The following is a 24,283-nucleotide window of genomic DNA, read 5'->3' on the forward strand; positions in this document are numbered from 1 at the left end:
TGACACAGGTGAAGGGGGCAGTTGGGGTGGGGATTGGGGGCCGGTGACGCTCCAGTTGCGTCGTCGCCCGCCGGTATCAAGTCCTTTCTGGAGAGTCAAACGGCTCTTTGAGAGACGCCCCAGTCCCGGGTCCGACAGCCTAAAGCGGGCCGCCGCGCTCGATTCGGGTATGCGATACGACGAGGCGGCGAACTTCCTGCTGGACCTCCGCCGCTACCGGCCCAAGCCCGGGACGGACTCGACGGCGGACCTGCTGGCCGCGCTCGACGACCCCCACGAGGGCCCGCAGTACGTGCAGGTCGCGGGGTCGAACGGGAAGGGGTCGACGGCGCGGCTGCTCGAATCCGTGCTCCGGGAGGCCGGCCTCGACGTCGGCCTGTACACGTCCCCACACCTCGACGACGTGCGCGAGCGCGTCACCGTCGACGGCCGCCGCATGTCCGAAGCGGCGCTGACGGAGTTCGTCGAGGCGATTCGACCGCGCGTGAACGAGCGCGCCGCGAACGGGAACGCGCCGACGTTCTTCGAGGTCGTGACCGCGATGGCGCTGTGGCAGTTCGGCCGCGAGGACGTCGACGTCGCCGTCCTCGAAGTCGGCATCGGCGGACGCTTCGACGCGACCAGCGTCGTCGACCCGGTGGCGAGCGCGGTGACGTCGGTGAGTCTCGAACACACGAGCGTGCTCGGGGACACCGTCGAGGAAATCGCCCGCGACAAGGCCCACGTCGCGCCCGAATCGAACCCACTCGTCACGGCGACGACCGGCGACGCCCTCGCCGCAGTCCGCGACCACGCGGGCGACGTGGTGACTGTCGGCGACGACGGCGACGTACGCGCGACCTACCAAGGACGCACGAACCACACCGAGGCGGCGGTCTCGCTGTCGGGGGATGGCTGGTCGGTGGACGCCCAGATTCCGCTGCTCGGCTCGTTCCAGACCGAGAACGCGGGCGTCGCCGCGACGCTCGCGCGACAGGTCGCGGACGTGGACGAGGACCTCCTCGAACGCGGCCTGCGGAAGGCGTACTGGCCGGGGCGCTTCGAGGTGATGAGCGCGGCTCCGGTGACCGTGCTGGACGGCGCGCACAACCCGGCGGCCTGCGACGCGCTCGCGGGGACGCTCGCGGAGTTCGACTACGAGAACCTCCACTGCGTGTTCGGCGCGATGCACGACAAGGACCACCGCGGGATGGCCGACGCGCTACCGACGCCCGACCGCGTGTGGGCGTGCGAACCCGACTCCGAGCGCGCCGAGGACGCGGACGTGCTTGCGACTGTCTTCGACGAAGCGGGCGCTGACACGACGGTCACGCGCTCGGTCGAGGCGGCGCTCGACGACGCGCTCGACGCCGCCGGCGAGGACGACCTCGTGCTCGTCACGGGGTCGCTGTTCGCAGTCGCCGAGGCCCGCAAGCGCTGGACGCGCACGAACGTCCAGAAGGACGTCGGCAACCTCGACGACTCGCGGGACGTGCTGGAGGGCGCGCACGTCACGCCGCCGGGCGTCTGGCGGATGCGCGCGAAGGGCGTCCACCGCGTCGTGGAGACGCGCGTCCAGAAGCGCCAGGCGCAGTACCTCAAAGAGGAGATGCTGAGCCTCGGCGGCGAGTGCTCGCTCTCGGGGCTGAACGCCCAGCCGCGGGGCTACCTCGACGCCGTGCTGATGGGGACGCTCGCGCAGTTCAAGCGCCTCGCCGAGAAGCTCGACGGGCAGCCGTACGGCCTCTCCGTGTACGCCGACGAACTCCGGGAGACGCTGGGCATCCAGACCGAGCCCGCGACCCACGGCTACCCGTGGGAGGACGGCACCGCCGTCATGGGAATCCTGAACGTGACGCCGGACAGCTTCCACGACGGCGGCGAGTACGAGGCCGTCGAGGACGCTGTCGCGCGCGCCGAGGCGATGGTCGACGCGGGCGCGGATGTCATCGACGTGGGCGGTGAGTCCACGCGGCCCGGCGCCGACCCCGTCCCGCTCGAAGAAGAACTGGACCGCGTCGTCCCCGTCGTCGAGCGCATCGCGGACCTCGACGCCATGATTTCCGTGGACACGCGCAAGGCCGAAGTCGGTCGGCAGGCCCTCGAAGCGGGCGCGGACATCCTGAACGACGTGACCGGCTTGGAGGACCCAGAGATGCGCTTCGTCGCGGCCGAGTACGACGCGCCGCTCGTGGTGATGCACTCCATCAACGCGCCCGTCGAGCCCGGCGACGAGGTCCACTACGACGACGTCGTCGACGACGTAATCGACGAACTCACCGAGCGCGTGCTGCTCGCGGAGAAAGCGGGCCTGCCGCGGGAGAAAATCATCGTCGACCCCGGCCTCGGCTTCGGGAAGTCGACGGCGGAGAACTTCGAGGTGCTCGACCGCACCGACGAATTCCACGCGCTCGGCTGCCCCGTCCTCATCGGGCACAGCCACAAGTCGATGTTCGGCGCCGTCGACCGCTACCCCGACGAGGGCGGCTACGCGACGGTCGCGGGCACGGCAATCGCGGCCGAACGCGGCGCGGACATCGTCCGCGTGCATGACGTCGAAGAGAACGTCGCAGCAGTCCGCGTCGCCGAACGGACGCGCCGCGGCGCGGACGACGAGTAATCAGAGCAAGCCGGCCTGTTCCTGCGCTTCGCGGTAGACGTCGAGGTGCGCTTCGAGGAAGTGCTCGTGGTCGTACTCGGCGAACGTCTCGTCGACGGCCATGCGTTCGAGGTCGCCGGCCGCGACCAGACACTCCGTAATCTCCTCGTCGTTGGTCGCGCGGAACCCCCGGTCGTACGTCTCGACGAGTTCGTGGGCGCTGGACTCGGCGTGGTACTCGACGATGCCGACGCAGCCGCAGGCGAGCGCGCGCAGCAAGTCGAGGCCGAAGGAGGTGCGTTCGGCGGTGTGGACGTAGACGTGGGCGTCCTTGAACAGGCGGACGCGCTCCTCGACGCTCTTCTCGCCGACGAACTCCACGCGGTCGTCGATGCGGAGGTCCCGGGCCTGGCGCTCGTAGCCCTCGCGAGCCGGGCCGTCGCCCACGATAGTGCAGTTCCACCCGTACTCGCGGAACTCCGCGAGCGCCAGGAACAGGGATTCGAGGTTGGCGTCCTCGTCGAGGCGGCGGCTGAACACGATGTCGCCGGCGTCGGCGGGTTCGACGGTTCGAATCCCCGTCATGTCGATGCCAGTGGGGACGACGCGGACCTCGTCGCCGTTCGCGCCACACTCCCGGGCGCTCGTCTTCACGGTCCGCGACGGCGTGACGACGGCGCTGGGCTTCCGCGCGGCGTAGCGGTACGCGCGACCGCGCAGGCCCTCGGTGGTGTCGTGTGGGTCGTACCAGTCCAGAATCAGCGGTGCACCCGCGAGGAGCGCGCCCCAGCGAGCGCCGTAGACGTGGCCGGGCGTCCGACTCGTGCCGTGGACGACGTCCGGGTCGAGGTTCCGGAGGGTGGCGGCCGCCTTTGGCGAGAACCAGCGCTGGCCGCGCTCGGCAGTGACGGCGTGGTACGTCAGGTCCTCGTGCTCGAACGTGTCCGGTTGTCCCTCCCACCACTGCGCACAGCAGACGTGGACGTCGTGACCGCGCGCCGCGAGCAAGTCCCCCAGCAGGCGCAGGCGGTCGACGTCGTCGGCGTCGACGTGGTGGGCGGTCGTCTCCGAGACGAACGCCACGCGCATACTCGCCGGGACGCAGTACGCCGGTAAAAACGGTTCTGTTCTCGCGGCCCCCGGTTCCGCGACCAGAAGCGCTATCGGCGCTCCGGTGGCTGTCTGGAGCATGGCCTACGACATCGAGCGGTATCTCAACATCCGGAGCGCGGGCGGGCCGACGTTCGGGCCCGCGGGCGAACTCGCGTTCACGCTGGACGTCACGGGGTCGACCCAGGTGTGGCGCGTGGACGCGCCCGAGGCGTGGCCCTCGCAGTTGACGTTCCACGACGAGCGCGTGGCGTACGCGTCGTTCTCGCCGACCCGCGACGAACTCGTCTACGCGAAGGACGTCGGCGGCGACGAGTTCTGGCAGCTCCACCGGCTCGCCGCGGACGGCAGCGAGGACGTCGCGCTCACCGACGACCCGGACGCGAAACACCAATTCGGCGGCTGGAGCCACGACGGCGACCGCGTCGCGTACGCCGCGAACCGCCGCGACCAGGGTGTGTTCGACGTCTACGTACAGGGCCGCGACGAGACGGGCGAAGACGCCGACCTGCTCGTAGCGGGCGACGACTACGACATGCTCGCGGCGGCGGGCTGGAGCCCCAGCGACGACCGGCTGTTGCTCCACGAGAGTCACTCGAACTTCGACGCCGACCTCTACGTGGTCGACGTCGCCTCCGGCGAGGTCACGCACGCGACGCCCTTCGACGAGGACGTGCAGTTCTCCTCGGTCTCGTGGACGCCCGACGGCGACGGTATCTACGTCTGCACGAACTACGGCGCGGACACCCACTACCTCGGCGTGCTCGACCCCGAGACCGGCGACGTCGAGGAGGTCGCCAGCGGCGGCGACTGGCCGCTGGAGTCCGTCGCCGTCGACCACGACTCCGGGCGGCTGGCGTACGTCCGGAACGTCGACGGGTACAGCGAACTCACGCTCGCGGATGCCGACGGCGCGAGCCTCGACGAACATCCCGAACCCGACATCATCGACGGCGTCGTCTTCGGGCTGAGCTTCGACAACGACGCCGAGCGCGTCGCGGTGTCGGCCTCCTCCCCGACGGAGAACGGGAACGTCTACGTCGTGGACGTCGCCAGCGGCGACAGCCGCCGCTGGACCGACGCCGCCACCGCGGGCATCCCGAAGGAGACGTTCCGCGAACCCGAACTAATCCACTACGAGAGCTTCAACGCACTCGAAATTCCGGCGTTCCTCACGCTCCCCGAAGGCGACGGTCCCCACCCCGTCGTCGTGGACTTCCACGGCGGCCCCGAAGCCCAGCGCCGGCCATTCTTCTCGTCGCTGCGCCAGTACTTCGTGGACAACGGCTACGCCGTCTTCGAGCCGAACGTCCGCGGCTCCTCCGGGTACGGCACCGAGTACATGAACCTCGACAACGTCCGCAACCGGATGGACTCCGTGAAGGACGGCAAGGCGGGCGTCGAGTGGCTCGCCGGCCGCGAGGACGTCGACGAGGACCGCGTCGTCGCCTACGGCGGCTCCTACGGCGGGTTCATGGTGCTGGCGTCGCTCACCGAGTACCCCGAGTTGTGGGCGGCGGGCGTCGACGTCGTCGGCATCGCGAATTTCGTGACGTTCCTCGAAAATACGGGCGACTGGCGGCGCGAACACCGCGAGGCCGAGTACGGCAGCCTCGCCGAGGACCGCGAGTTCCTCGAAGCCATCAGTCCCGTCAACAACGCCGACCGCATCCGCGCGCCGCTGCTCGTGCTCCACGGCGCCAACGACCCCCGGGTCCCCGTCGAGGAAGCCGAGCAAATCGTCGAACAGGCCAGCGAGCACGTCCCCACGGAGCAACTGATTTTCGAGGACGAGGGCCACGGTTTCACCAAACTGGAGAACAAGCTCACCGCCTACCGCGCGGTCGTGGACTTCCTCGATGAACACGTCTAACTACTTACGGCGCGGCCGTCACCGCCCACCATGGAAGTCGACTTGACGAACCCGTGGCTGTTCGGCGCGCTCGTCGTCGCGCTGTGGGTGGCGATGTTCGTGGCAGCCGAACTGCTCGTCCTCGACGGCGACGTCGCCGGCGCGGTCGTCCGCGGGGTCGCCGGCGGGCTCGCGTTCGCCATCGTGTACGCGTACATCCAGCGAGAGTGACCTCCCCCCGCGACAACTGTTAGTGGGAGCCCGAGTTACCGCCACGTGATGCACGCTGCCGTGGTCCTCGCCCTCCCCGTCGTCGCGTACGTAGCGAGCCGACTCGCTGGCGTTGCTGCCGTCCGCGCGACGGACCGCGTGACGGCCGCGTCGCGGCTGCGGCGCGCGAACCGTCTCCTGCAGGCGAGCGCCGCACTCTTCGGCCTATTCACGGTCACTGATTCACCGCTCGACGACGCGTTCGCGGCTGCGCTCCCCGTGCCGGACGCCGTCGGCGCGTTCGGCGCGCTCGCCGTGACCGTGCTCGTCGGTGGCGTCGTCCCGGCGTTCGCGGTCCACCTCGGCACGCGGCCCGCGTGGGCGAGCGTCACCGGGAACGTGACCGACTACGCGGCGACAGTCCGGCGGTTCCTCGGACTCGCTGCCGTGCTCGTCGCGCCCGCGCTGTTCGTCGTCGGCGTGTGGCTGGCTGCTCCGAGCGGGACCACGAGCCTCGTCGCCGTCGTCAGTGCCGCTGCGCTCGTCGCCGTCGCGCTCCCGCCGCTCGCCGCGTGCTTCGGCCCCGTGCGAGCGCCGACCGACGCCGAAGCCGCCGTCGTTCCCGCGTGCGCCGACGGCCTGCGTGTGCGGGTCGTCGAGACTGGCAGCCACCCGGTCGCGAACGCCGTCGCCGCGGGCGTGCTGCCCGGTTCCCGGTACGTGTTCGTGACGGACGCGCTGTTCCGCACGCTCGACGCCGACGCCACGACCGCCGTCATCGCCCACGAGGTCGGCCACCACCGCCGCGGCCACGTCGTCGCGCGCTTCCTCGCTACTGGGCTCGCGCTCGCACCCATCTTCCTCGTCGCGAACGGCGTCGTGGACGCGTTCGTGCCGGCAGTCGTGCTCTCGTTCGTGTTGCTGCTCGCGGTCGGTCCGCTGGTGCGGTGGACGGAGTTCGACGCCGACGCGTACGCCGCGGCTCACATCGGCGACGCCGCGATGGAGCGCGCGCTCGCCACGCTCGCCGACCGCGGCCTCGTCCCCACGGAGCACTCGCGGTTCGCGCGTTTGGTCTCGTTCCACCCCGCGGTCGGCCGGCGCCGCAGCCGGCTCCGGTGACCCAACCGTTTTTCCTGACTCCCCGCGAGGTGCCACCGTGGACTTCGACCGCCGACGCGTCGCGTTCCGGGTCGTCGTCGCCGTCGCCATCGCCGCCCTGCTGGTCACCGGGGTCGGCTGGGACCGCGTGCTCCGGAACCTCCGCGACGCCAACCTCGCTACCTACGCGTTCGCGCCGCTCGGGGCCGCGCTCGCGCTGCTCGCCGGCGGCGAGGGGACGCGCGTCGCGCTCGGCTTCCCCGTGTGGAGCGTCCGGGGCGCGCTCGCGCGGCGGGCGTTCTACGGCGCCGCCATCGTCCGGAACTTCCTCCCGGCCGGGAACGTCGGCGGCGGCGGATTCGTCGCGTACACGGTGAGCCGCCACGGCGACGTCACCGTCAGCGAGGCCGTCGCTGGCGTCACCGGCTGGGAGTTCGTGATGATGGTCGCGTCCGCCGTCGTCGGCGGCGTCGGCGTGCTCGGCGTCGTCGTCGCTGGCCAGGACCCCGCGGGAACGGTCGGCCTGTTCGTCGCGTTCGGTGCGGTGCTGGCCGCCATCGCCACGGCCGGCGTCGTCCTCGAAGCCTACCGCGAGGCCGTCGCTGCCGTCGTCACTCGGCTCGCACTCGCGTTCGAGCCCGTGTTGGCGCGCGTCGTTCCCGGCCACGACGTGCGCCTCGACGCCGGACGCGTGCGCCGCGGTCTCGACGAGTTCTTCGCGACGCTGAGTCGGCTCACCGCGGACCGCTCGCGGTTCGTGACCGTGCTCGCCGCGGCCCACGCCGCGTGGCTCTGCTGGATAATTCCGCTGTTCGTCAGTCTGCTCGCGGTGGGCGTGGTGGTGTCGCCCGCGGTCGTGATGGTCGCGGTGACGGTCTCCGGGTTCGCGCGCGCCGTCCCGCTGCCCGCCGGTATCGGCCCGGTGGACGTCGCGCTCGGCGGCGTGCTCGTCACGCTCACGCCGCACTCGCTGGGCGAACTCGCCTCCGCGCTCGTACTCTACCGGTCGAGCATGGTGCTCGTGCAGGTGATGGCGGGCGGGCTCTCCCTGTGGACGCTGGACGTCGCGGCGACCGGCGAACTCGCCGACTAGATGACGCCCGTCCTCGTCGCGGCCTCGATTGCGGCATCCTCGCTGATGCCCGACCCCAGAATCGTGTAGCGGTCCCGAATCTCGTGGGCGGACGTCAGCGCCTCCAGCACTTCCTCGTCGGTGACGCCGAGCCCGTCCGCGGTCGTCGGCGCGTCCAGACTGGCGAGCGCGTCTCGGACGGACCGCCACTCGCCCTGCTCGCCCGAGTGCAAGTACTCCGCGAGAATCGAGCCGACGCCGACCTGGTGGCCGTGGAGGGCCTTCCCGGGCGCGATGCGGTCGAGTTGGTGGCTGAACAGGTGCTCGCTCCCCGACGCGGGCCGCGAGGAGCCCGCGATGGACATCGCGACCCCCGAGGAGACCAGCGCCTTCATCACCATCCACGCGGACTCCTCCAACTCCGGTTTGATGGAGTCCGCGCTGTCGACGAGCATCTCCGCGGTCATCTGACTGAGCGCGCCCGCGTACTCGCTGTACGGCACGTTCTGGAGGCGGTTCGCCAGCCGCCAGTCCTTCACGGCGGTGTAGTTGGAGATGATGTCCGCGCAGCCCGCGGTCGTCAACTCCCACGGCGCGTCCGCGATGACGCCCGTGTCCGCGACGACCGCGACCGGCGGTGCTGCCGCGACCGAGTGCCGGGTGTCGCCCTCCGGCACCGACCCGCGCCCCGAGACGATGCCGTCGTGGCTCGCCGCCGTCGGCACGCTCACGAACCCGACGTTGAGGTGGTCACTGGCCATCTTCGCGATGTCGATTGGCTTCCCGCCGCCGACACCGACGAGGTAGCCGACCTCCATCCCGCGCGCGACGTCGAGCACGTCCTCGACGGCCTCGAAGGTCGCCTCCTCCACGACGACGATTTCGGGGTCGTCGCCCGCGGCCTCGAACTGCGCGACGATGCGGTCGGCGGCCACCTCCCGGGGCGTCTCGCTGGTGACGACCAGCGGCCGCCCGGTCAAGTGGGTCTCGACGACGACCTCCCGGGTCTGCGAGAGCACGTCGTGGCCGAGCACGACGCTCCGCGGGAGGCGTATCCACTTCGACTTCTCGAACATGTCCAAGCCTCGCCCGGGGACGAGTAAAAGTCTACTCGTCGTCGATTCGCCCACGATAGCTCACGTACGTCCGCTCGAAGCGGTCGTCGTACAGCTCGACAGCGGGGTCGTTGGCGACGTGCGCGGAGACGCCGACGTACTCGCAGCCCCGGTCGGCAGCCCACGCCTCGATGCGGTCGAGCAGGCGGCTGGCGAGCCCGTCGCGGCGGTACGCGGGTTTCACGTAGAGGCCGTCGACGTTCGTGTACGTCCCGCGAGCGTAGATTGGCGGGCTTTCGTGGCGGCCGTCAGAGACGTAGCCCGCGAGGTCGCCGTCGGTTTCGGCGACGAACAGCACGCGCTCGTCGTCGTCGAGCCAGCGGTCCACACTCGACGCCGCGACCCCATCCTCGTCGAGTTCGCTGTACTCGGGCGCGACCGCGGCCGTCTCGCGGTATCCCGGCACGAGCAGTTCGTCTTCGACGGTCTGTGCGTCCTCTGATGTGGCTTCTCGTATTCGCATGGATTTCGTGGCTGTCGGTAGTCAAAAGCGGTCCGAGCGGCGACAGCCCCCCACGAACGGGGAGCCGTCACGTGACGAGAAGCCAGGTCATCGCGCTACGCCGTGGTTCGGCGCGCCACAAAATAAGCGTTCGGCGGGTGTGCGAACTGTTCTCGTCTCAGACCGTGCCGAGCACGTCGAGGAGGCGCTCCTCGTCCTCGCGGTCCGGACCTTCCTCTTCGCCGGTGCGGCCGTGCTCGCGGTGGGCGTCGACGGTCTCCGCCATCGCTTCCTCGACGGGCGTGGACTCGTAGCCGAGTTCTTCGACTTTCGACGTGTCCAGCAGGTGGGGGTAGTCGCGGTACAGCGGGAAGCCCTCGAGGTCGAGGTCGACGATGTCGACTTCGCGGGGGCTCGTGTACACGCGCTCGACGTCCGTCCCGAGCGCGTCCGCAATCAGGTCGAGCATGCGGTCGAGGCTGACCGCATTCCGGTCGCCGACGTTGTACGCTTCGCCCGGCTCGCCCTCCTCGGCGACGAGGCGGAGGCCGCGGGCGACGTCCTCGACGTAGACGCGCTGCCAGAGGTTCGTGCCGTCACCGGGGACGACGACCTCGTCGTGCTCGGCGACGCGGTGGACCCAGTACGCGAGGCGCTCGGTGTAGTCGTGGGGGCCGTAGACGACCGGCGGCCGCACGCTCATCGCGTTCACGCCGCGCTCGGCCGCCTGGAAGACGATGCGGTCGCCGGCGGCCTTCCGCGGGCCGTACGTCTCCATCGAGTCGTCGGTCGCCTGCTCGGCGGTACAGCTCTCCAGGGTCGTCTCGTCCTCGCGCTTCGGGACGTCCTCGTCGGCGTACGCGGCGCCGCTGGAGACGTAGACGTAGGCGTCCACGCCGCCGAAGATGTCGATGGCGTGCTCGACTTCCCGTGGCTTGTACGCCACGCAGTCGAAGACCACGTCGGGCTCGACCTCCCGCTTCGCCGTCAGCAGGGCCTTCCGGTCGGTGCGGTCGCCCTGCACGTGGTGGACGCGGTCGTCGTCCGCGAACGGGTCGTCGTGCTTCCCGCGGTTGAACGTCGTGACGCGGTAGTCGTGGGCGAGCAGTTCCTCCACGAGGTGGCGGCCGATGAAGCGCGTGCCGCCGACAACGAGCGCGGAATCCATACTGGCGGGTTGGGTGGCCGCCACAAAAGCGGTGGCTATTCGGAAGTAAACCGCACGAGAAATACCGACGAATTCGGGGCTACGGCGTCAGTCGGCGCTGCCGGCGAGCGAGCCCTCGATGGCGCTGGCGGGCAGCGAGCGGCGCGCGTCCGCTTCCGGCCGCTCGTCGATGGCTTCCTGGTAGGCGTCCGGCATGACGACCGCGAAGTCCGAGACCGCCTCCTCCCAGTTCCCGAGCAGTTCGGCCGCGCGGTCGCTGTCGGTGCGCGCGGCGTGGTTCTCCACGAGGCGGCGAATCGCGGACTCGTCGCGCTCCGAGAGGTCGCGGGAGACCGCGACCATCCCGGTGTTGCAGCGGTCCTCGAAGTCGCCGTCGGGGTCGTGGACGTACGCGACGCCGCCGGACATCCCCGCGGCGAAGTTCCGGCCGACGTCGCCGAGCACGACGACGATGCCGCCGGTCATGTACTCGCAGCCGTGGTCGCCGACGCCTTCCACGACGGCGTGCGCGCCGGAGTTCCGGACGGCGAAGCGCTCGCCGGCGACGCCGTTGACGTAGCACTCGCCGTCGGTCGCGCCGTACAGCGCGACGTTGCCGACGAGCGTGTTCTCCGCGGGCTCGAAGCCCGCTTCCGGCGGCGTCTCGACGGCGAGCGTGCCGCCCGAGAGCCCCTTCCCGACGTAGTCGTTGGCGGCCCCGGTCAGCGACATCGTGACGCCGGACGCGAGGAACGCGCCGAACGACTGGCCGGCGTTCCCTTCGAGCGTGACGTTGAGCGTGTCGTCGGCCAGTCCCTCGACGCCGTGTTCGCTACTGACGGCGTGGGAGACGCGCGCACCGACGGTGCGGTCGCGGGTCGTAATCTCGCGGGTCAGCGAGACGGACTCGTCGCCCGCGATGGCCGCCTGCGCGTCCGCGATGATGCTCTCGTCGAGTTCCATGTCGGGCTGGTCCTGCTCGACGGTGTGCGTGCGGCCGTTGCCCTCGGGTTCGGCGAGCACGCGCGAGAGGTCGATGTGCTTGCCCTTCGGGTGGGTGCTCTCCGGCTGGGAGAGGTGTTCGACGCGGCCGACGGCGTCCTCGACGCTCGTGTAGCCCAACTCCGCGAGCAGTTCGCGGAGTTCGCGCGCGACGAACGTGAGGTAGTTCGCGACCTTCTCCGGCGTGCCGTGGAAGCGCTCGCGGAGTTCGTCGTCCTGCGTCGCGACGCCGGTCGGGCAGTTGTTCGTGTGGCAGATGCGCGCCATCACGCAGCCCGCCGACACCAGCGACGCGGTGCCGAACGCGAACTCCTCGGCACCCAGCAGCGCGCCGACCGCGACGTCGCGGCCGGTCTTCAGGCCGCCGTCCACGCGCAGCGTCACGCGCGAGCGGAGGCCGGTCTCCACGAGCAGCTGGTTCGCTTCCGCGAGCCCGAGTTCCCACGGGAGGCCGGCGTGCTTGATGCTCGTCTTCGGGGACGCGCCCGTCCCGCCGTCGTGGCCGGAGATGTGGATGCAGTCCGCGCCCGCCTTCGCGCAGCCCGCCGCGACTGTGCCGATGCCCGCCTCGGAGACGAGTTTCACGTGGACGCGGGCGTCCGGGTTGCCCGCGCGGAGGTCGGAGATGAGCTGCTTGAGGTCCTCGATGCTGTAGATGTCGTGCTGGGGCGGCGGGCTGATGAGGCCGACGCCCGGCGTCGAACACCGTACGTCCGCAATCATCTCGTTGACCTTCTTCCCGGGGAGGTGGCCGCCCTCGCCGGGCTTGGAGCCCTGCGCCATCTTGATTTGGAGGTCGTCGGCGGCCGAGAGGTACGTGCTCGTGACGCCGAACCGACCGGACGCCACCTGCTTGATGGCGCACTCCTTGTCGGTGCCGAAGCGCTCGGGCGGCTCCCCGCCCTCGCCCGTGTTCGCCTTCGCGCCGAGTCCGTTGGCGGCCTCGGCGTTGGTCTCGTGGGCCTCCGGGCTGAGGCTCCCGAGGCTCATCGCGGCCGTCGAGAACCGCTCGACGATGTCCGCGGCCGACTCGACGTCCTCGACGGGGACGCTCTCGCGCTCGTCGGTGTCGATGTCGAGGAGGCCGCGCAGCGTCTGGAGCTGTTCGGCCTGGTCGTTGACCTGCTCGGCGTAGTCCTCAAACGCCTCGTAGTCGCCGTTGTCCACGCCCTCCTGGAGGCTGTGGACCGTCTGGGGGTTCCACTGGTGGAACCGCCCGGAGGTACGGTTCTCGAATTCGCCGATGCGCTCGACGTCCGGTTCGTCGTCGAAGCCGGCGGCGTGGCGCGCGCGGATGTCGGCTTCGAGTTCGTCGAGGCCGACGCCCTCCGTGCGGTTCGGCGTCCCGGAGAAGAACCGGTCGACGACCGACGAGTCGAGGCCGACGACCTCGAAGATTTGGGCGCCCTGGTAGGACTCGACCGTCGAGATGCCCATCTTCGCCATCACCTTCAGCAGGCCGTCTTCGTGGGCCTTCAGGTACGACGACACCGCGTCCGCGGGGTCGGGGCCGTCCGGCCCGGCGACGATGTCGCGGGCGGACTCGATGGCGAGGTAGGGGTTGACCGCGCCCGCGCCGTAGCCGACCGTCGCCGCGAGCTGGTGGACGGTGCGGACGTCGCCGGCTTCGACGACGAGGCCGGCGCGCGCCCGCAGCCCCTCGCGGGTGAGGTGGTGATGGACGGCACCGGTCGCCAGCAGGCTCGGCACCGGAATCGCGTCCTCGCCGGCCTCGCGCTGGGAGAGGACGAGTAGTTCGACGCCGTCGTCGACCGCGTCGGCGGCCTCGCGCTGGACGCGCTCGACGGCGGCTTCGAGGGACTCCTCGGGCCCGAACGAGAGGTCGATGGTCGCCGACGACAGGCCCGCGTTCACGACTTCGTTCAGGTCGCTGTCGGCCAGGACGGGGCTGTCGAGGACGACCTGCTCGGCGTGCTCGGGGGACTCGCCGAGGAGGTTGTTCTGCCGGCCGAGTCGCGTCTCCATGCTCGTCACGAGGTCCTCGCGGATGTAGTCGATTGGCGGGTTCGTGACCTGCGCGAACAGCTGGCGGAAGTACGACGCCAGCGGGTGGTTGAACTCCGAGATGCCCGGGAGCGGCGCGTCGTCGCCCATCGAGCCGACGGGGTCCTTGCCGTCCTGGACCATCGGCGCGACCAGTTCGTCGAGTTCGTCGCGCGTGTATCCGAACATCGCCTGCTCGGAGCGCAGGTCCTCGGTCGGGTCACTGGGCAGCACGTCCTCGCCGGTCTCCGGGCGGAGCTGGTTCTGCTCGACCCACTCGCCGTACTGCTCGTCGGTGAGTTCCTCGAAGACGTCCTCGTCGTCGACGACGCCCTCGCCGGGCTCCGCGAGGAACAACTGGCCGGGGCGAAGGCGGCCGCGCTCCTCGACCTCGCTGACGTCGCCCTCTAAGGCGCCCTGCTCGGACGCCATCACGAGCGTGCCGTCCGAGCGCTTCTCGTAGCGGCACGGCCGCAGGCCGTTCCGGTCGAGGACGCCGCCGATGCGGTCGCCGTCGGTGCCGATGACCAGCGCGGGGCCGTCCCACGGCTCCACGAGGCTGGCGTGGTAGTCGTAGAACTCCTTGCGCGCGTCGCTCATCTCGTCGTCGCCCTGCCACGCCTCGGGGACGAGCATGCGGAGCGCGTGCGGGAGCGAGCGCCCCGTCTGCATCAGCAGTTCGAGCGCGTTGTCGACGCTGGCGGTGTCGGACTGCTCGGGGTCGTCGATGACCGGGAGCACCGTCTCGAGTTCGTCGTCGGTGAACCCCGCGGCGTCGAGGTCCGACTCGCGGGCGCGCATCCAGTTGACGTTCCCGCGGATGGTGTTGAACTCGCCGTTGTGGATGATGTTCCGGTAGGGGTGCGCGAGGTGCCACGCGCCGAGCGTGTTCGTGGAGAAGCGAGCGTGCACGAGCGCGAACCCGGTCTCGACGCGCTCGTCGGTGAGGTCGGGGTAGTAGGAAGCGACCTGGTCGCCCTTCAGGAGACCCTTGTAGACGACGGTGTCCTCGTCGAGCGAGCAGACGTAGAAGCGCTCGTGGTCGACGGCTGCTTCGACGGCCTGCCGGCCGACGTACAGCGCCTTCTGGAAGTCCTCGGCACCGTTCGGACGTACTACGGCCTGCGCGACGTGGGGTTCGGAGTCGACCGCAGTCGCGCCGAGGTCGTCGTTGTTCGTGGGGACGTCGCGCCACGCGTCGACGGCGAGGCCGTGCTCGGCGAGCGCGGCTTCGACGGTTTCGACCACTGCGGCGCGTTCGTCGGCGTCCTGCGGGAGAAAGAACGAGCCGACGGCGTAGGTCTCGGGGAGGCCGCCGAAGACGTCGGCGAAGAACCCGTCGGGCGTCTGGATGAGCGCGCCGGCTCCGTCGCCGGTGTTCTCCTCGGCACCGGTGGTGCCGCGGTGTTGGAGATTCTCCAGTACGTCGAGCGCGTCAGAGAGAACGCGGTGGGACTGGCCACCGTCGAGGTCGACGACGACCCCGACCCCGCAGTTCGACCGTTCGTCGGTCGGGTCTGCGAGGAGGCGGTTGTTCGTGCTGTCGGACTGGTGCATGTGCCAGCCTGTGGCACGACCGAGTAAAACCCTACTCCTGAATCACTAAGGGTAATATAGATGCGTATAAGGAAAACTAAGGTGCCCGAACGCGGCGTCCGTTCCGCCCGCAAACCGTATTCTCGGTGCCTGTCGGCACCGTATTGGGGTTGGACTCGTAGCTGTGGTTGCTTCTGCCTTCGACCGCATCCACCATTAAATAATCGACCGTGACAAATAGTCGCCGGCTCAGTACGACTTCGCGAAGAACGCGGTCTCCTCGGCGGGCTCCCCACAGACCGCACACGCTTTGCCCTCGTGGTCGGGGGTCGGGAGGTGCTCGTCCTCGAACTCCGAGGCGGCGCGCGCGGCGCTGTCCTCGGCTAGCGGCACGAGCACGATTTCGGCGTGAATCTGGTCTTTGATTTCGCCCTCACAGGCCTCGTCGCCGCACCACGGCGCCTTCACGTAGCCGCCGTGCTGGCCGATGGTGCCCAGAATCTCCTCGCGGCTCTCGGCCTCCCGCACGTTCTCGTCGAGGCGCTCGGCGGCCGCGTCGTAGAGCTTCTCGTAGACGTCCTCGAGGTGGTCGTGGACGGTGGCCGTGATGTCCGCGCGGTCCTCGACGGCGTCCTCGCCGTCGGGCCGGTGGACGACTGTGACTTCCTCGTCCTCGACCTCGTTCGGGCCGATTTCGAATCGCACGGGGACGCCCTTCAACTCCCACTCGTTGAATTTGAAGCCGGGGTTGCGCTCGTCGCGGTCGTCGAGGTGGACGCGCACGCCCTGCGCCTCCAGTTCCGCGGCGATTTCCGAGGAGTACTGGAGCACGTCCTCTTTGGTGTCCTCCTGCCAGATGGGGACGATGACGACCTGCTTGGGCGCGACCGTCGGCGGGAGCACGAGCCCCTGGTCGTCGCTGTGGCTCATTACGAGCGCGCCGATGGCGCGCCACGACAGCCCCCACGACGTCGTGTACGCGGTGCGCTCTTCCTCGTCGACGTCCGAGAACGTGATGTCGAACGCTTCCGCGAACGACTGGCCGAGGTGGTGGCTCGTGCCGCCCTGCACGGACTTCCCGTCTGGCATCAGCGCCTCGACGGTCGTCGTGGTGTCCGCGCCCGGGAACTTGTCGTGGTCGGGCTTCCGGCCGCGCAGCACGGGCATCCCGAGGACGTCCTCGTAGAGCCGCTGGTACTGGTCGAGGCGCAGCGTCGTCTCGGCCCACGCCTCCTCGTCGCTCTCGTGGGCGGTGTGGCCCTCCTGCCAGAGGAACTCCTTCGTGCGGAAGAACGGCTTCGTCTCCGTGGCCTCCCAGCGCACGACGGAGTTCCACTGGTTCAGGCGCAGCGGGAGGTCGCGGTGCGAGCGCACCCACTGAGCCATGTACGGCGCGACGATGGACTCGGAAGTCGGCCGGACGGCGAGGCGCTCCTCGAGCTCCTCGTGGCCGCCCTGCGTGACCCACGCGACCTCGGGGTCGAACCCTTCGACGATGTCCTTCTCCCGCTCGAGGTACGACTCGGGGATGAACATCGGGAAGTAGGCGTTGTCGACGCCGGTCTGCTTGAACCAGCCGTCGAGGTTGTCCTGAATCGCCTCCCAGAGGGCGTACCCGCGGGGTCGGGTGACGATGAACCCGCCCATCGGCGCGTAGTCGGCCAGCTCCGCCTTCTGGACGACTTCCGCGTACCAGTCGCCTGGACTGTGCTCTTTGGACTCGGTGATGCCGAGCTCCTGTTCGTCGCTCATTACCCCAACTGTGGCCTGACTCGCTCTTAAAACCCGTGAAGGTGTGCGGGCGCGCCTCGAACCCCGAGAGGATTGGTTATCGCTAACTCCCGGAGGAGAGATACGACGGAAATACGCACAGTCCTCGTGGCACGCCCAATTCGTCAGAACCACGAGATACTGAGGAGTTAGCAGTAACTAATTAGTGGCCGGGCGCGTACGAGTGGGCGTGCGCGAGTTCGAGTTCACAGTGACGTTCGAACCGGGGAGCGACGCCCTCATGGACTGCTTCATCGAGCACGACAGTCTCACAGCGTGGACCTCGGTCTGTTTCACGACCCGCGAGCGGATGTGGCGCATCGACCACGCCACCGGCACGGAGGAAGCCTTGGATGCTTTCGACGACGTCTTCCTCGACGAATCGCGGTGCAACGAGTGCCTGGACCTCCCGGACTGTGACACGTACCGCGAGTACCACGTCCTCGACGAGTCCACGAATTCTCGGACCGTCTACACGTTCCGCGAGGAGGTCCACGGCTGCCACTCGGTCCCCCACTACGTCCACGAGCACGTCGGCGACGGCGTCGTCTTCGAGGCGCGACGGAGCGACGACGAGTACCGGTGGCGCGTGCTCCACCCCGACGAGCAGCCGGTCGGCGGCGTCTACGACGCCATCGAAGCCCAGCTGCGCGACGGGCTCTCGCTGTCGCTGTCCCGGCTCTCCAGCGCCGGGAATTGGAACGCCGAGTCCCGGGTCGCTGCCGAGTTGACGCCCGAGAACCGCGCGGTGCTGGAAGCCGCAGTCGAGCACGGCTACTACTCGCGGCCGCGGGAGGTCACGGTCAGCGACCTCAGCGACGAACTCGACATCCCGCGCTCGACGGTCCAGTACCGGCTGCGCAGCGCCGAGGACCTCGTCGTCTCCCAATTCGTCGACGACGCGCTGTCGTGAACCGCGAAAATTCGGGGTCGTTCCGCGTCGCTCGTGCTCGGCGAGAGAACTAAGTGGTATGGGAACGTCCCCCACTGTATGGGCGACACGAAACGCGGCCGCGAACGGCAGGGTCAGAAGAAGCGCGAACAGCTCCGCGAGCAGGAAGTCGAGCGCACGCTGACAGCCGCCGACGACCCGCCGGACCCGCAGGAAGACGAAATCGAGTTCGAAGAGTAGCGACCCGCGGCCGTCGACCCTTCTCTGGCGACCGAACCCCGTAGCCGCGGCTATCGTCGCGCGACGTCGAACGGGCTCTCGGTCTCCGTCCACGCCCAGCCCGGGAGCCGCGTCTGGACGCCGGCCGCCAGCGCCGCGTCCAGGTCGTCCGCGCCGGCAGCGTCGTCGCCGTCGCCGCTGGTGTGGACGTCCGCGTAGTGGAACGTCGACTCCGCGAGCAGCCGGAGCGGCTGCTCGCCCGCAATCATCGCGGCGAGCTCGCGGCCGAGCAGTTCGTCCACGACGAACCCCGGGTAGTCGTCGGTGACGTCGAGGTCGCGGAGCAGCGCAACGAGTGCCGCCACGTTCACCGCGCGGTCGCCGTCCGCGAACACGTCCTCGACCGCACCCCGGTACTGCGCGTCGGTCACGGGGGCGACGTCGGTGTCGAAGGCGTCGCCGAGTGCGTCCCGGACGTCGTTGATTAGCGGGACGACGACGTCGGCCCGTTCGAGCACCCACTCGCGCTCCCGCGCGACCGCGTCTGCTGTCAGTTCCATGCACATCGTCGTGCGTCAACGACTACCAACTTTGCGAAGGCTTTTATAACCGGAACCGCATACTGCCGAGTAAGCGGGTTCTCCTGTAGTATCCCCGCGGCCCGGCCGTCTTCGGCCGGAACACCGGTCTCCATACTGGAATGACGACAGAGTGTGTCTACTCACCACGTTCTACGGTCCACTCCTCACCCCGCCTACGGCGGGCCGCGAGTGGTCCTAACGGAGACGCGGACGCAGGAGGCCTCATTCACTGACTATGAGCACTGTAGACCAGCAACTCGAAGAGTTACAGGACCAGATTACGAACGAGATTCCGCCGGACATCTCGGTGACCGACGTGAAGTACGAGGGCCCCGAGCTCGTCGTCTACACCCGGGACCCCAAGCAGTTCGCCCAGGACGGCGACCTCGTTCGGCGGCTCGCGAGCAAACTCCGCAAGCGCATCACGGTCCGTCCCGACCCCGCGGTGCTCTCCCGCCCGGAGACCGCCCGCGAGAAGATTCTGAACGTCATCCCCGACGACGCCGGCGTCACCGACCTCGACTTCCACGAGGACACCGGTGAGGTCGTCATCGAGGCCGAGAAGCCCGGGATGGTCATCGGCCGCCACGGCTCCACGCTCCGCGAAATCACGGAAGCCGCGGGCTGGACGCCCGAAGTCGTGCGCACGCCGCCCATCGAATCCTCCACCGTCTCGAACGTCCGGAACTTCCTCAAGTCCGAGCGCGACGAGCGCCGCGACATCCTAGAGAAGGTCGGCCGCCAGATTCACCGCGAGGAGATGAGCGACGACGAGTACGTCCGCATCACGACGCTGGGCTGCTGCCGCGAGGTCGGTCGCGCGAGCTTCATCCTCTCGACGCCCGAGACGCGCATCCTCGTCGACTGCGGCGACAAGCCCGGCAGCGAGGACGAAGTCCCCTACCTCCAGGTCCAGGAAGCACTGGGTGCGGGCGCGAATTCTATCGACGCGGTCGTGCTCACGCACGCCCACCTCGACCACTCCGCGTTCATCCCGCTGCTGTTCAAGTACGGCTACGACGGTCCCATCTACACCACGGAACCGACCCGGGACCTCATGGGGCTGCTGACGCTGGACTACCTCGACGTCGCCGCCAAGGAGGGTCGAACGCCTCCCTACGACTCCGAGATGGTGCGCGAAGCCATCAAGCACTGCATCCCGCTGGAGTACGGCGACGTCACGGACATCGCGCCTGACGTGAAGCTCACGTTCCACAACGCCGGCCACATCCTCGGGAGCGCGGTCTCGCACTTCCACATCGGCGACGGCCTCTACAACGTCGCGTTCTCCGGCGACATCCACTACGAGGACACGCGACTGTTCAACGGCGCGGTCAACGACTTCCCGCGCGTGGAGACGCTCGTCCTCGAGTCCACGTACGGTGGTCGCAACGACTACCAGACCGACCAGGAGGACTCCGAGGAGAAACTCAAGCGCGTCATCAACGAGACGTACGAGGACGGCGGGAAGGTCCTGATTCCGGCGTTCGCGGTCGGCCGCTCCCAGGAGATGATGCTCGTCCTCGAAGAGGCGATGCGGAAGGGCGACATCCCCGAGATGCCCATCCACCTGGACGGCATGATTTGGGAGGCGACCGCCATCCACACCACCTACCCCGAGTACCTCCGCGACGACCTCCGCGACCGCATCTTCCACGAGGACGAGAACCCGTTCCTCGCGCCCCAATTCAACCACATCGACGGCGGCGAGGAGGAACGCCAGGAGGTCGCCGACGGCGACCAGTGTATCATCCTCTCCACGTCCGGGATGGTCACCGGCGGCCCCATCATGTCCTGGATTCAGCACATCGGTCCGGACCCGGACTCGACGATGACGTTCGTCGGCTACCAGGCCCAGGGAACGCTCGGCCGCCGCATCCAGTCCGGCTGGGACGAGATTCCGATGCCCGACTCCCGCGGCAGCGGCCGTACGGAGCGCCTCCAGCTCGAGATGGACACGGAGACCGTCGACGGCTTCTCCGGCCACGCCGACCGGCAGGGCCTCGAAGACTTCGTGCGCACGATGAACCCGCGCCCCGAGAAGGTGCTGTGCGTGCACGGCGACGAGTCCTCCACGCAGGACCTCTCCAGCGCGCTCTACCACGACTACAACATGCGGACGTTCGCGCCGAAGAACCTCGAGACGTTCCGCTTCGTCTAGCCGTCTCGGACTGATTCTAGTCGTCTTTCGCCGTGTCGTTGCAGAAGCCGACAGCACTATACTCCACGTCGCGGTACTGTACGGTGTGAGGCACACGCGAGGAGTGAGCCTGTTCGTCGTGGCGCTGCTGGTGTCGACGGCGTTCGTCGGCCCCGCCGTCGCCGCGCAAGCCGCGCAGGTCGCGCAGCCCGGCCAGCCGGTCGAAGGCGACGGCGGCTACCGGTTCGACGTCGGCGGTAACGAGACCAACATCACGTTCTGGCTCCACATGGACCTGTTCACGAACCTCGGCGCGGCCGGCGACTTCGGGTTCAGCGCAGTCGGCCACGCGATGGACACGCAGGTCGTCGCCATCGACGTGCAACTGCGCTTCGACGGCGTCGGCGACCTGAGTAGCTTCCTCTCGAACCCCTTCTCGCGGTTCTCCGTCGTCGCGGAGTGGGAACTCGACCTGCCGTTTCTCTCGGCGGGGCCGGCTTCGGGCGACGACTTCAGCTACGAGGGCAACGAGACGATAAACGGGAGCAGCCCGTAGCGCGGAGCCGAAGTTTCAAACCTGCGGGATTGTTATGTCAACCCATGCCAGAGGGCGACGAACTCGTCGCGGAGCTCCAGCAGCAGGCCGGAGACGCACTGCGCGTCGTCGCCGAGTACGACAGGGAGGGGTACGAGATACGCTACGTCCGCGAGGACGTCGGCGCGCGCCTCGACGAGCGCGCGGACGCCATCCACCGGAACCTCGTGCTCGAGGGCATCAGCCGCGAGCACCTCGAAGACCTCTTCGGCGCGGGCGACCTCCACTGCTCGATGCACCGCTTCGACGAGATGACCGCGTTCCACTTCGCCGAGGAGGAGTACACGGGGCTGTTCGTCAGCGTCGAGTCCGACGTCGACCTGCCGCTGGCGTCGTTCGCGGACACCTGCTGGCGGAGCCTCTAATCGGCGGCTTCGGCGGGGTCGACGACTTCTTCGGCGAGTTCGTCCACACCGACTCTATCGCAGAGGTCGTACAGCGGGCAGGCTTCGGGGCCGTCGAGGCACGCGGGCTTGCGAGCGGAACAGTACTCGCGGCCGAACTGAATCATCGCCGTGTGCCCGAACCCGCACTTCTCTCCAGGCACCTCGGCCTCTAGGGCCTCGCGGACGTCCTCGTGGTCGGCGTTTGGGGCCGCGAGTCCGAGCCGGCGCGCGATGCGGTGGACGTGCGTGTCGACCGGGAAGACGCCGTCGCGCCCGCCCGCGAACAACAGCACGCAGTCGGCGGTCTTCGGGCCGACGCCCTTCATGTCCAGCAGCGCCGCCCGGACGTCGTCGGGGTCGCCCGTACGCACGAACTTGTCGAACTCCTTCTCGCCACCGTACTCCTCGCAGATTCGGTCGGCGATGCGAATCAGCGTCTCGGATTTTTGATTGTAGAGCCCGGCCGAGGAGATGGTTTCGGCGAGTTCGTCCTGGTGGGCGTCCGCGAGCGATTCCGCGAGGTCCCCTCCCGAGTTATATTTCTCCATCAGCGCGTCGTGCGCCGGCTGGCTGGCGACGTCGCTGGTGTTCTGGCTGAGAATCGTCCGGACGAGACACTCGAAGGCGTCGCGGCCGCCGTAGGCCTTCTGCCAGTACATGTCGCCGAGCCGGTCGACGACGGCTTCCGCGCGGCTCGTGCCGTCGCCGGGTTCGAACTCGCTGAAGCGGCCGGCCGCGGCGTCGCCACCCGAGATGTTCTCTGCTGGCTCGTCGTCCATGTTCGGAGGTGTGTCGGGGACACCAAAAAGCACCGCGACGGCTCCCAGACGGCGGGCTACTCGACGCGCAGCGTCGCCGTGAGGTCCGCGCCGTCCGCGAGCGCGGCGACGAGGTCGCGGTCGAGGTCCGTCGCGGCCTTGTCTGCGTCCACGAAGATGGTACGGTCGTCGACGTACGTGCTCGTGCGTCCGACCATGCTGCGCTCGTTCGTGTACTCGAGGTCCGGGTGGCCCGACCCCGTCACTTCCTCGCGGTGGCCGTCGGCTTCGAGCACGAGCGTAATCGTGGCGTCCTCGTCCTGGCAGGCGGCGACGAAGTCGCGGTCGAAGTCCGCGGGCGCGCGGTCGGCGTCGATGCCGACGATGCAGTCGCCGGCGGGCGTGAGGTAGTCGTCGGTCGTCACTTCCAGCGTGGACGCGTGTTCGGCGGTGACGTGTTCGTGGCCGGTCGCCCGCACGACTTCTTCCATGCGCTGGGGTTGCCGGTAGCCGCACTTGTGTGCGGCGTTCCACGCCCGCTCTTTAAGTGCAGCCACCCGTCCCCGTGGGAGCCGTTCGCACTCGCTGAACGGGGTCTGACAACTGCTTGCACGCGACGCCCCGTCGGAAATTTTAAGTGGCGTGGAGGAGTATTACCCGTTACCAGAACGCTGCGTGCGTTCGTGCACAGCCCGAGAGAATGACAGGACGTTCTCCTTCCGACCGGGAAGTAACACGCTCCGAGCGACGGCTGTCTCGAACACCCAGCGGGTATGGCATCGAGGTTTGAACAATGGCTGAGGAAGAACAAACTATCGAAGTATCGAGCGCAGACGAACTCATTACTGACGAAGAACTTCAAGAGAAGTCCAAGGGTCAGCTCATCAAGAACGCCGGCCAGTTCCGCGACCGCCGGAACGAGCTGAACCAGCTCGCCAGTTCCCGCGCCTCCGACCGCGACGAACTCAACGCGAAGACCCGCGAGAAGGTCGACGAGGCCCAGGAACACCGCGAGAAGCGCGACGAGCTCAACGAGCGCGTCCAGGAACACAAGGAAGTCCGCAACGAGCTCAACGCCGAGGCGAACGAGCTCTTCGACGAGGTCGAGCAGCGCAAAGAGGACCTCGAACTCGACGAGGGCAAAGACCTCGAAGAGCTCAAGGAGGAAATCGAGCAGCTCGAGTTCAAGCAGCAGACCGAGGTTCTCTCGACGGAGGACGAGCGCGAACTCATCGAGAAAATCGAGGACAAGCGCGAGGAGTACCAGGACCGAAAGGAGAAACTCGACGCCTCCGGCGACCTCGAAGAACTCGTCGACGAGGCCGAGGAAGTCCGCGCGGAAGCCTCCGAGCACCACGAGAAGGTGACGGAGCTCGCGGACAAGGCCCAGGAGCACCACAACGAGATGATCGAGGCCTACCGCGAGGCCGACGACATCCGTGACGAGGCCGACGAGATGCACGAGAAGTTCGTCGAGGCCCAGGAAGCCGCCGACGCCCACCACGAGGCGTTCGTGCAGGTCCAGAAGCGCCTCCGCGAGCTCGACAAGCAGGAAGAAGAAGAGCGCGAGGACGAGCGCGCCGCCGAGCAGGCCGAAGCCCGCGAGGAAGCCGAGGAAATCTACGAGCGGTTCAAGGAGGGCGAGACCCTCGACACCGAGGACCTTCGCAAGCTCCAGAAGTCCGGTCACCTCTAAGCTGTCTACTGCTGATTTCTCCGTATTTTCCCGCGCGTAGCGACAGCACTTCCACGACTGCGGCCCGCGCCGTGTCG

At 68.7% G+C, this 24,283-nt stretch carries 20 protein-coding genes; 11 read left to right on the forward strand and 9 right to left on the reverse strand.

Translation table 11 applies throughout. From position 1 onward, the window contains the following. Positions 1-169 precede the first annotated feature (169 nt). Positions 170-2,599: a dihydropteroate synthase gene (folP, locus tag LPA46_RS01885; RefSeq protein ID WP_230891122.1), complete on the forward strand. Its 2,430-nt coding sequence runs from the start codon at positions 170-172 to the stop codon at positions 2,597-2,599. Here folP and LPA46_RS01890 read toward each other — a convergent pair whose 3' ends face one another. Continuing rightward, entirely contained in the window at positions 2,600-3,667 is a 1,068-nt protein-coding gene (locus tag LPA46_RS01890; protein ID WP_230891123.1) for a glycosyltransferase family 4 protein, read from the reverse strand. It lies immediately after the preceding gene. 100 nt (positions 3,668-3,767) lie between these two features. Here LPA46_RS01890 and LPA46_RS01895 point away from each other — a divergent pair, with 100 nt between their 5' ends. From LPA46_RS01895 to LPA46_RS01910, 4 genes are read left to right on the forward strand one after another with little or no spacing between them, the layout of a single operon-like run. Further along, complete coding sequence (locus LPA46_RS01895) at positions 3,768-5,561, forward strand: S9 family peptidase (protein WP_230891124.1); 1,794 nt, start codon at positions 3,768-3,770, stop codon at positions 5,559-5,561. A gap of 30 nt (positions 5,562-5,591) precedes the next feature. Then, the gene (locus tag LPA46_RS01900) at positions 5,592-5,771 is read left to right on the forward strand and encodes a hypothetical protein (protein ID WP_230887665.1); all 180 of its coding nucleotides are present in this window, start codon (positions 5,592-5,594) and stop codon (positions 5,769-5,771) included. Positions 5,772-5,819: 48 nt separating this feature from the next. After that, positions 5,820-6,872, forward strand: coding sequence for a M48 family metallopeptidase (locus LPA46_RS01905; protein ID WP_230891125.1), 1,053 nt, complete (start codon positions 5,820-5,822; stop codon positions 6,870-6,872). A 37-nt stretch (positions 6,873-6,909) separates the two neighbouring features. After that, positions 6,910-7,944, forward strand: a complete 1,035-nt coding sequence (locus tag LPA46_RS01910) for a lysylphosphatidylglycerol synthase domain-containing protein (protein ID WP_230891126.1) — start codon at positions 6,910-6,912, stop codon at positions 7,942-7,944. On the opposite strand, the gene LPA46_RS01915 is transcribed toward LPA46_RS01910, so the two are convergent. From LPA46_RS01915 to proS, 5 genes are all read right to left on the reverse strand, one after another. Further along, positions 7,941-8,999, reverse strand: a complete 1,059-nt coding sequence (locus tag LPA46_RS01915) for an NAD(P)-dependent glycerol-1-phosphate dehydrogenase (protein WP_230891127.1) — start codon at positions 8,997-8,999, stop codon at positions 7,941-7,943. The two genes, LPA46_RS01910 and LPA46_RS01915, sit on opposite strands and share 4 nt — an antisense overlap. Positions 9,000-9,030: 31 nt before the next feature. Beyond that, positions 9,031-9,501: a GNAT family N-acetyltransferase gene (locus LPA46_RS01920; RefSeq protein WP_230891128.1), complete on the reverse strand. Its 471-nt coding sequence runs from the start codon at positions 9,499-9,501 to the stop codon at positions 9,031-9,033. 157 nt (positions 9,502-9,658) lie between these two features. After that, positions 9,659-10,648 (reverse strand): SDR family oxidoreductase, encoded by a 990-nt coding sequence (locus LPA46_RS01925; RefSeq protein ID WP_230891129.1) that lies wholly within the window; start codon positions 10,646-10,648, stop codon positions 9,659-9,661. An 87-nt stretch (positions 10,649-10,735) separates the two neighbouring features. Then, a complete protein-coding gene (gltB, locus tag LPA46_RS01930) occupies positions 10,736-15,190 on the reverse strand; it encodes a glutamate synthase large subunit (protein WP_230891130.1) in 4,455 nt (1,484 codons plus the stop codon). 228 nt (positions 15,191-15,418) lie between these two features. Next, entirely contained in the window at positions 15,419-16,921 is a 1,503-nt protein-coding gene (proS, locus tag LPA46_RS01935) for a proline--tRNA ligase (protein ID WP_230891131.1), read from the reverse strand. A 208-nt stretch (positions 16,922-17,129) separates the two neighbouring features. Here proS and LPA46_RS01940 point away from each other — a divergent pair, with 208 nt between their 5' ends. Beyond that, positions 17,130-17,852 carry a helix-turn-helix domain-containing protein gene (locus LPA46_RS01940; protein ID WP_230891132.1) on the forward strand — a complete coding sequence of 241 codons (723 nt, stop codon included), beginning with the start codon at positions 17,130-17,132 and terminating at the stop codon, positions 17,850-17,852. A gap of 78 nt (positions 17,853-17,930) precedes the next feature. Next, positions 17,931-18,071, forward strand: a complete 141-nt coding sequence (locus LPA46_RS01945) for a hypothetical protein (protein WP_197407710.1) — start codon at positions 17,931-17,933, stop codon at positions 18,069-18,071. A 50-nt stretch (positions 18,072-18,121) separates the two neighbouring features. Here LPA46_RS01945 and LPA46_RS01950 read toward each other — a convergent pair whose 3' ends face one another. After that, entirely contained in the window at positions 18,122-18,610 is a 489-nt protein-coding gene (locus LPA46_RS01950) for a hypothetical protein (RefSeq protein ID WP_230891133.1), read from the reverse strand. A gap of 256 nt (positions 18,611-18,866) precedes the next feature. Here LPA46_RS01950 and LPA46_RS01955 point away from each other — a divergent pair, with 256 nt between their 5' ends. The 3 genes from LPA46_RS01955 (at position 18,867) to LPA46_RS01965 (ending at position 21,731) form a co-directional block, all read left to right on the forward strand. Further along, positions 18,867-20,792, forward strand: a complete 1,926-nt coding sequence (locus LPA46_RS01955; protein WP_230891134.1) for a beta-CASP ribonuclease aCPSF1 — start codon at positions 18,867-18,869, stop codon at positions 20,790-20,792. Positions 20,793-20,895: 103 nt separating this feature from the next. After that, positions 20,896-21,327, forward strand: coding sequence for a DUF7332 family protein (locus LPA46_RS01960; RefSeq protein ID WP_230891135.1), 432 nt, complete (start codon positions 20,896-20,898; stop codon positions 21,325-21,327). 44 nt (positions 21,328-21,371) lie between these two features. Continuing rightward, the gene (locus LPA46_RS01965) at positions 21,372-21,731 is read left to right on the forward strand and encodes a hypothetical protein (protein ID WP_230891136.1); all 360 of its coding nucleotides are present in this window, start codon (positions 21,372-21,374) and stop codon (positions 21,729-21,731) included. On the opposite strand, the gene LPA46_RS01970 is transcribed toward LPA46_RS01965, so the two are convergent. Continuing rightward, positions 21,728-22,531, reverse strand: coding sequence for an endonuclease III domain-containing protein (locus LPA46_RS01970; protein ID WP_230891137.1), 804 nt, complete (start codon positions 22,529-22,531; stop codon positions 21,728-21,730). The two genes, LPA46_RS01965 and LPA46_RS01970, sit on opposite strands and share 4 nt — an antisense overlap. 56 nt (positions 22,532-22,587) lie before the next feature. Beyond that, positions 22,588-23,001: a DUF371 domain-containing protein gene (locus LPA46_RS01975; RefSeq protein WP_230891629.1), complete on the reverse strand. Its 414-nt coding sequence runs from the start codon at positions 22,999-23,001 to the stop codon at positions 22,588-22,590. 302 nt (positions 23,002-23,303) lie between these two features. Between LPA46_RS01975 and LPA46_RS01980 the strand changes: the two genes are divergently transcribed. Then, the gene (locus LPA46_RS01980) at positions 23,304-24,206 is read left to right on the forward strand and encodes a coiled-coil protein (protein ID WP_230887651.1); all 903 of its coding nucleotides are present in this window, start codon (positions 23,304-23,306) and stop codon (positions 24,204-24,206) included. The last annotated feature ends 77 nt before the right edge of the window (positions 24,207-24,283 follow it).

Source organism: Halobacterium sp. KA-6 (assembly GCF_021029015.1).
Taxonomy (GTDB): domain Archaea; phylum Halobacteriota; class Halobacteria; order Halobacteriales; family Halobacteriaceae; genus Halobacterium.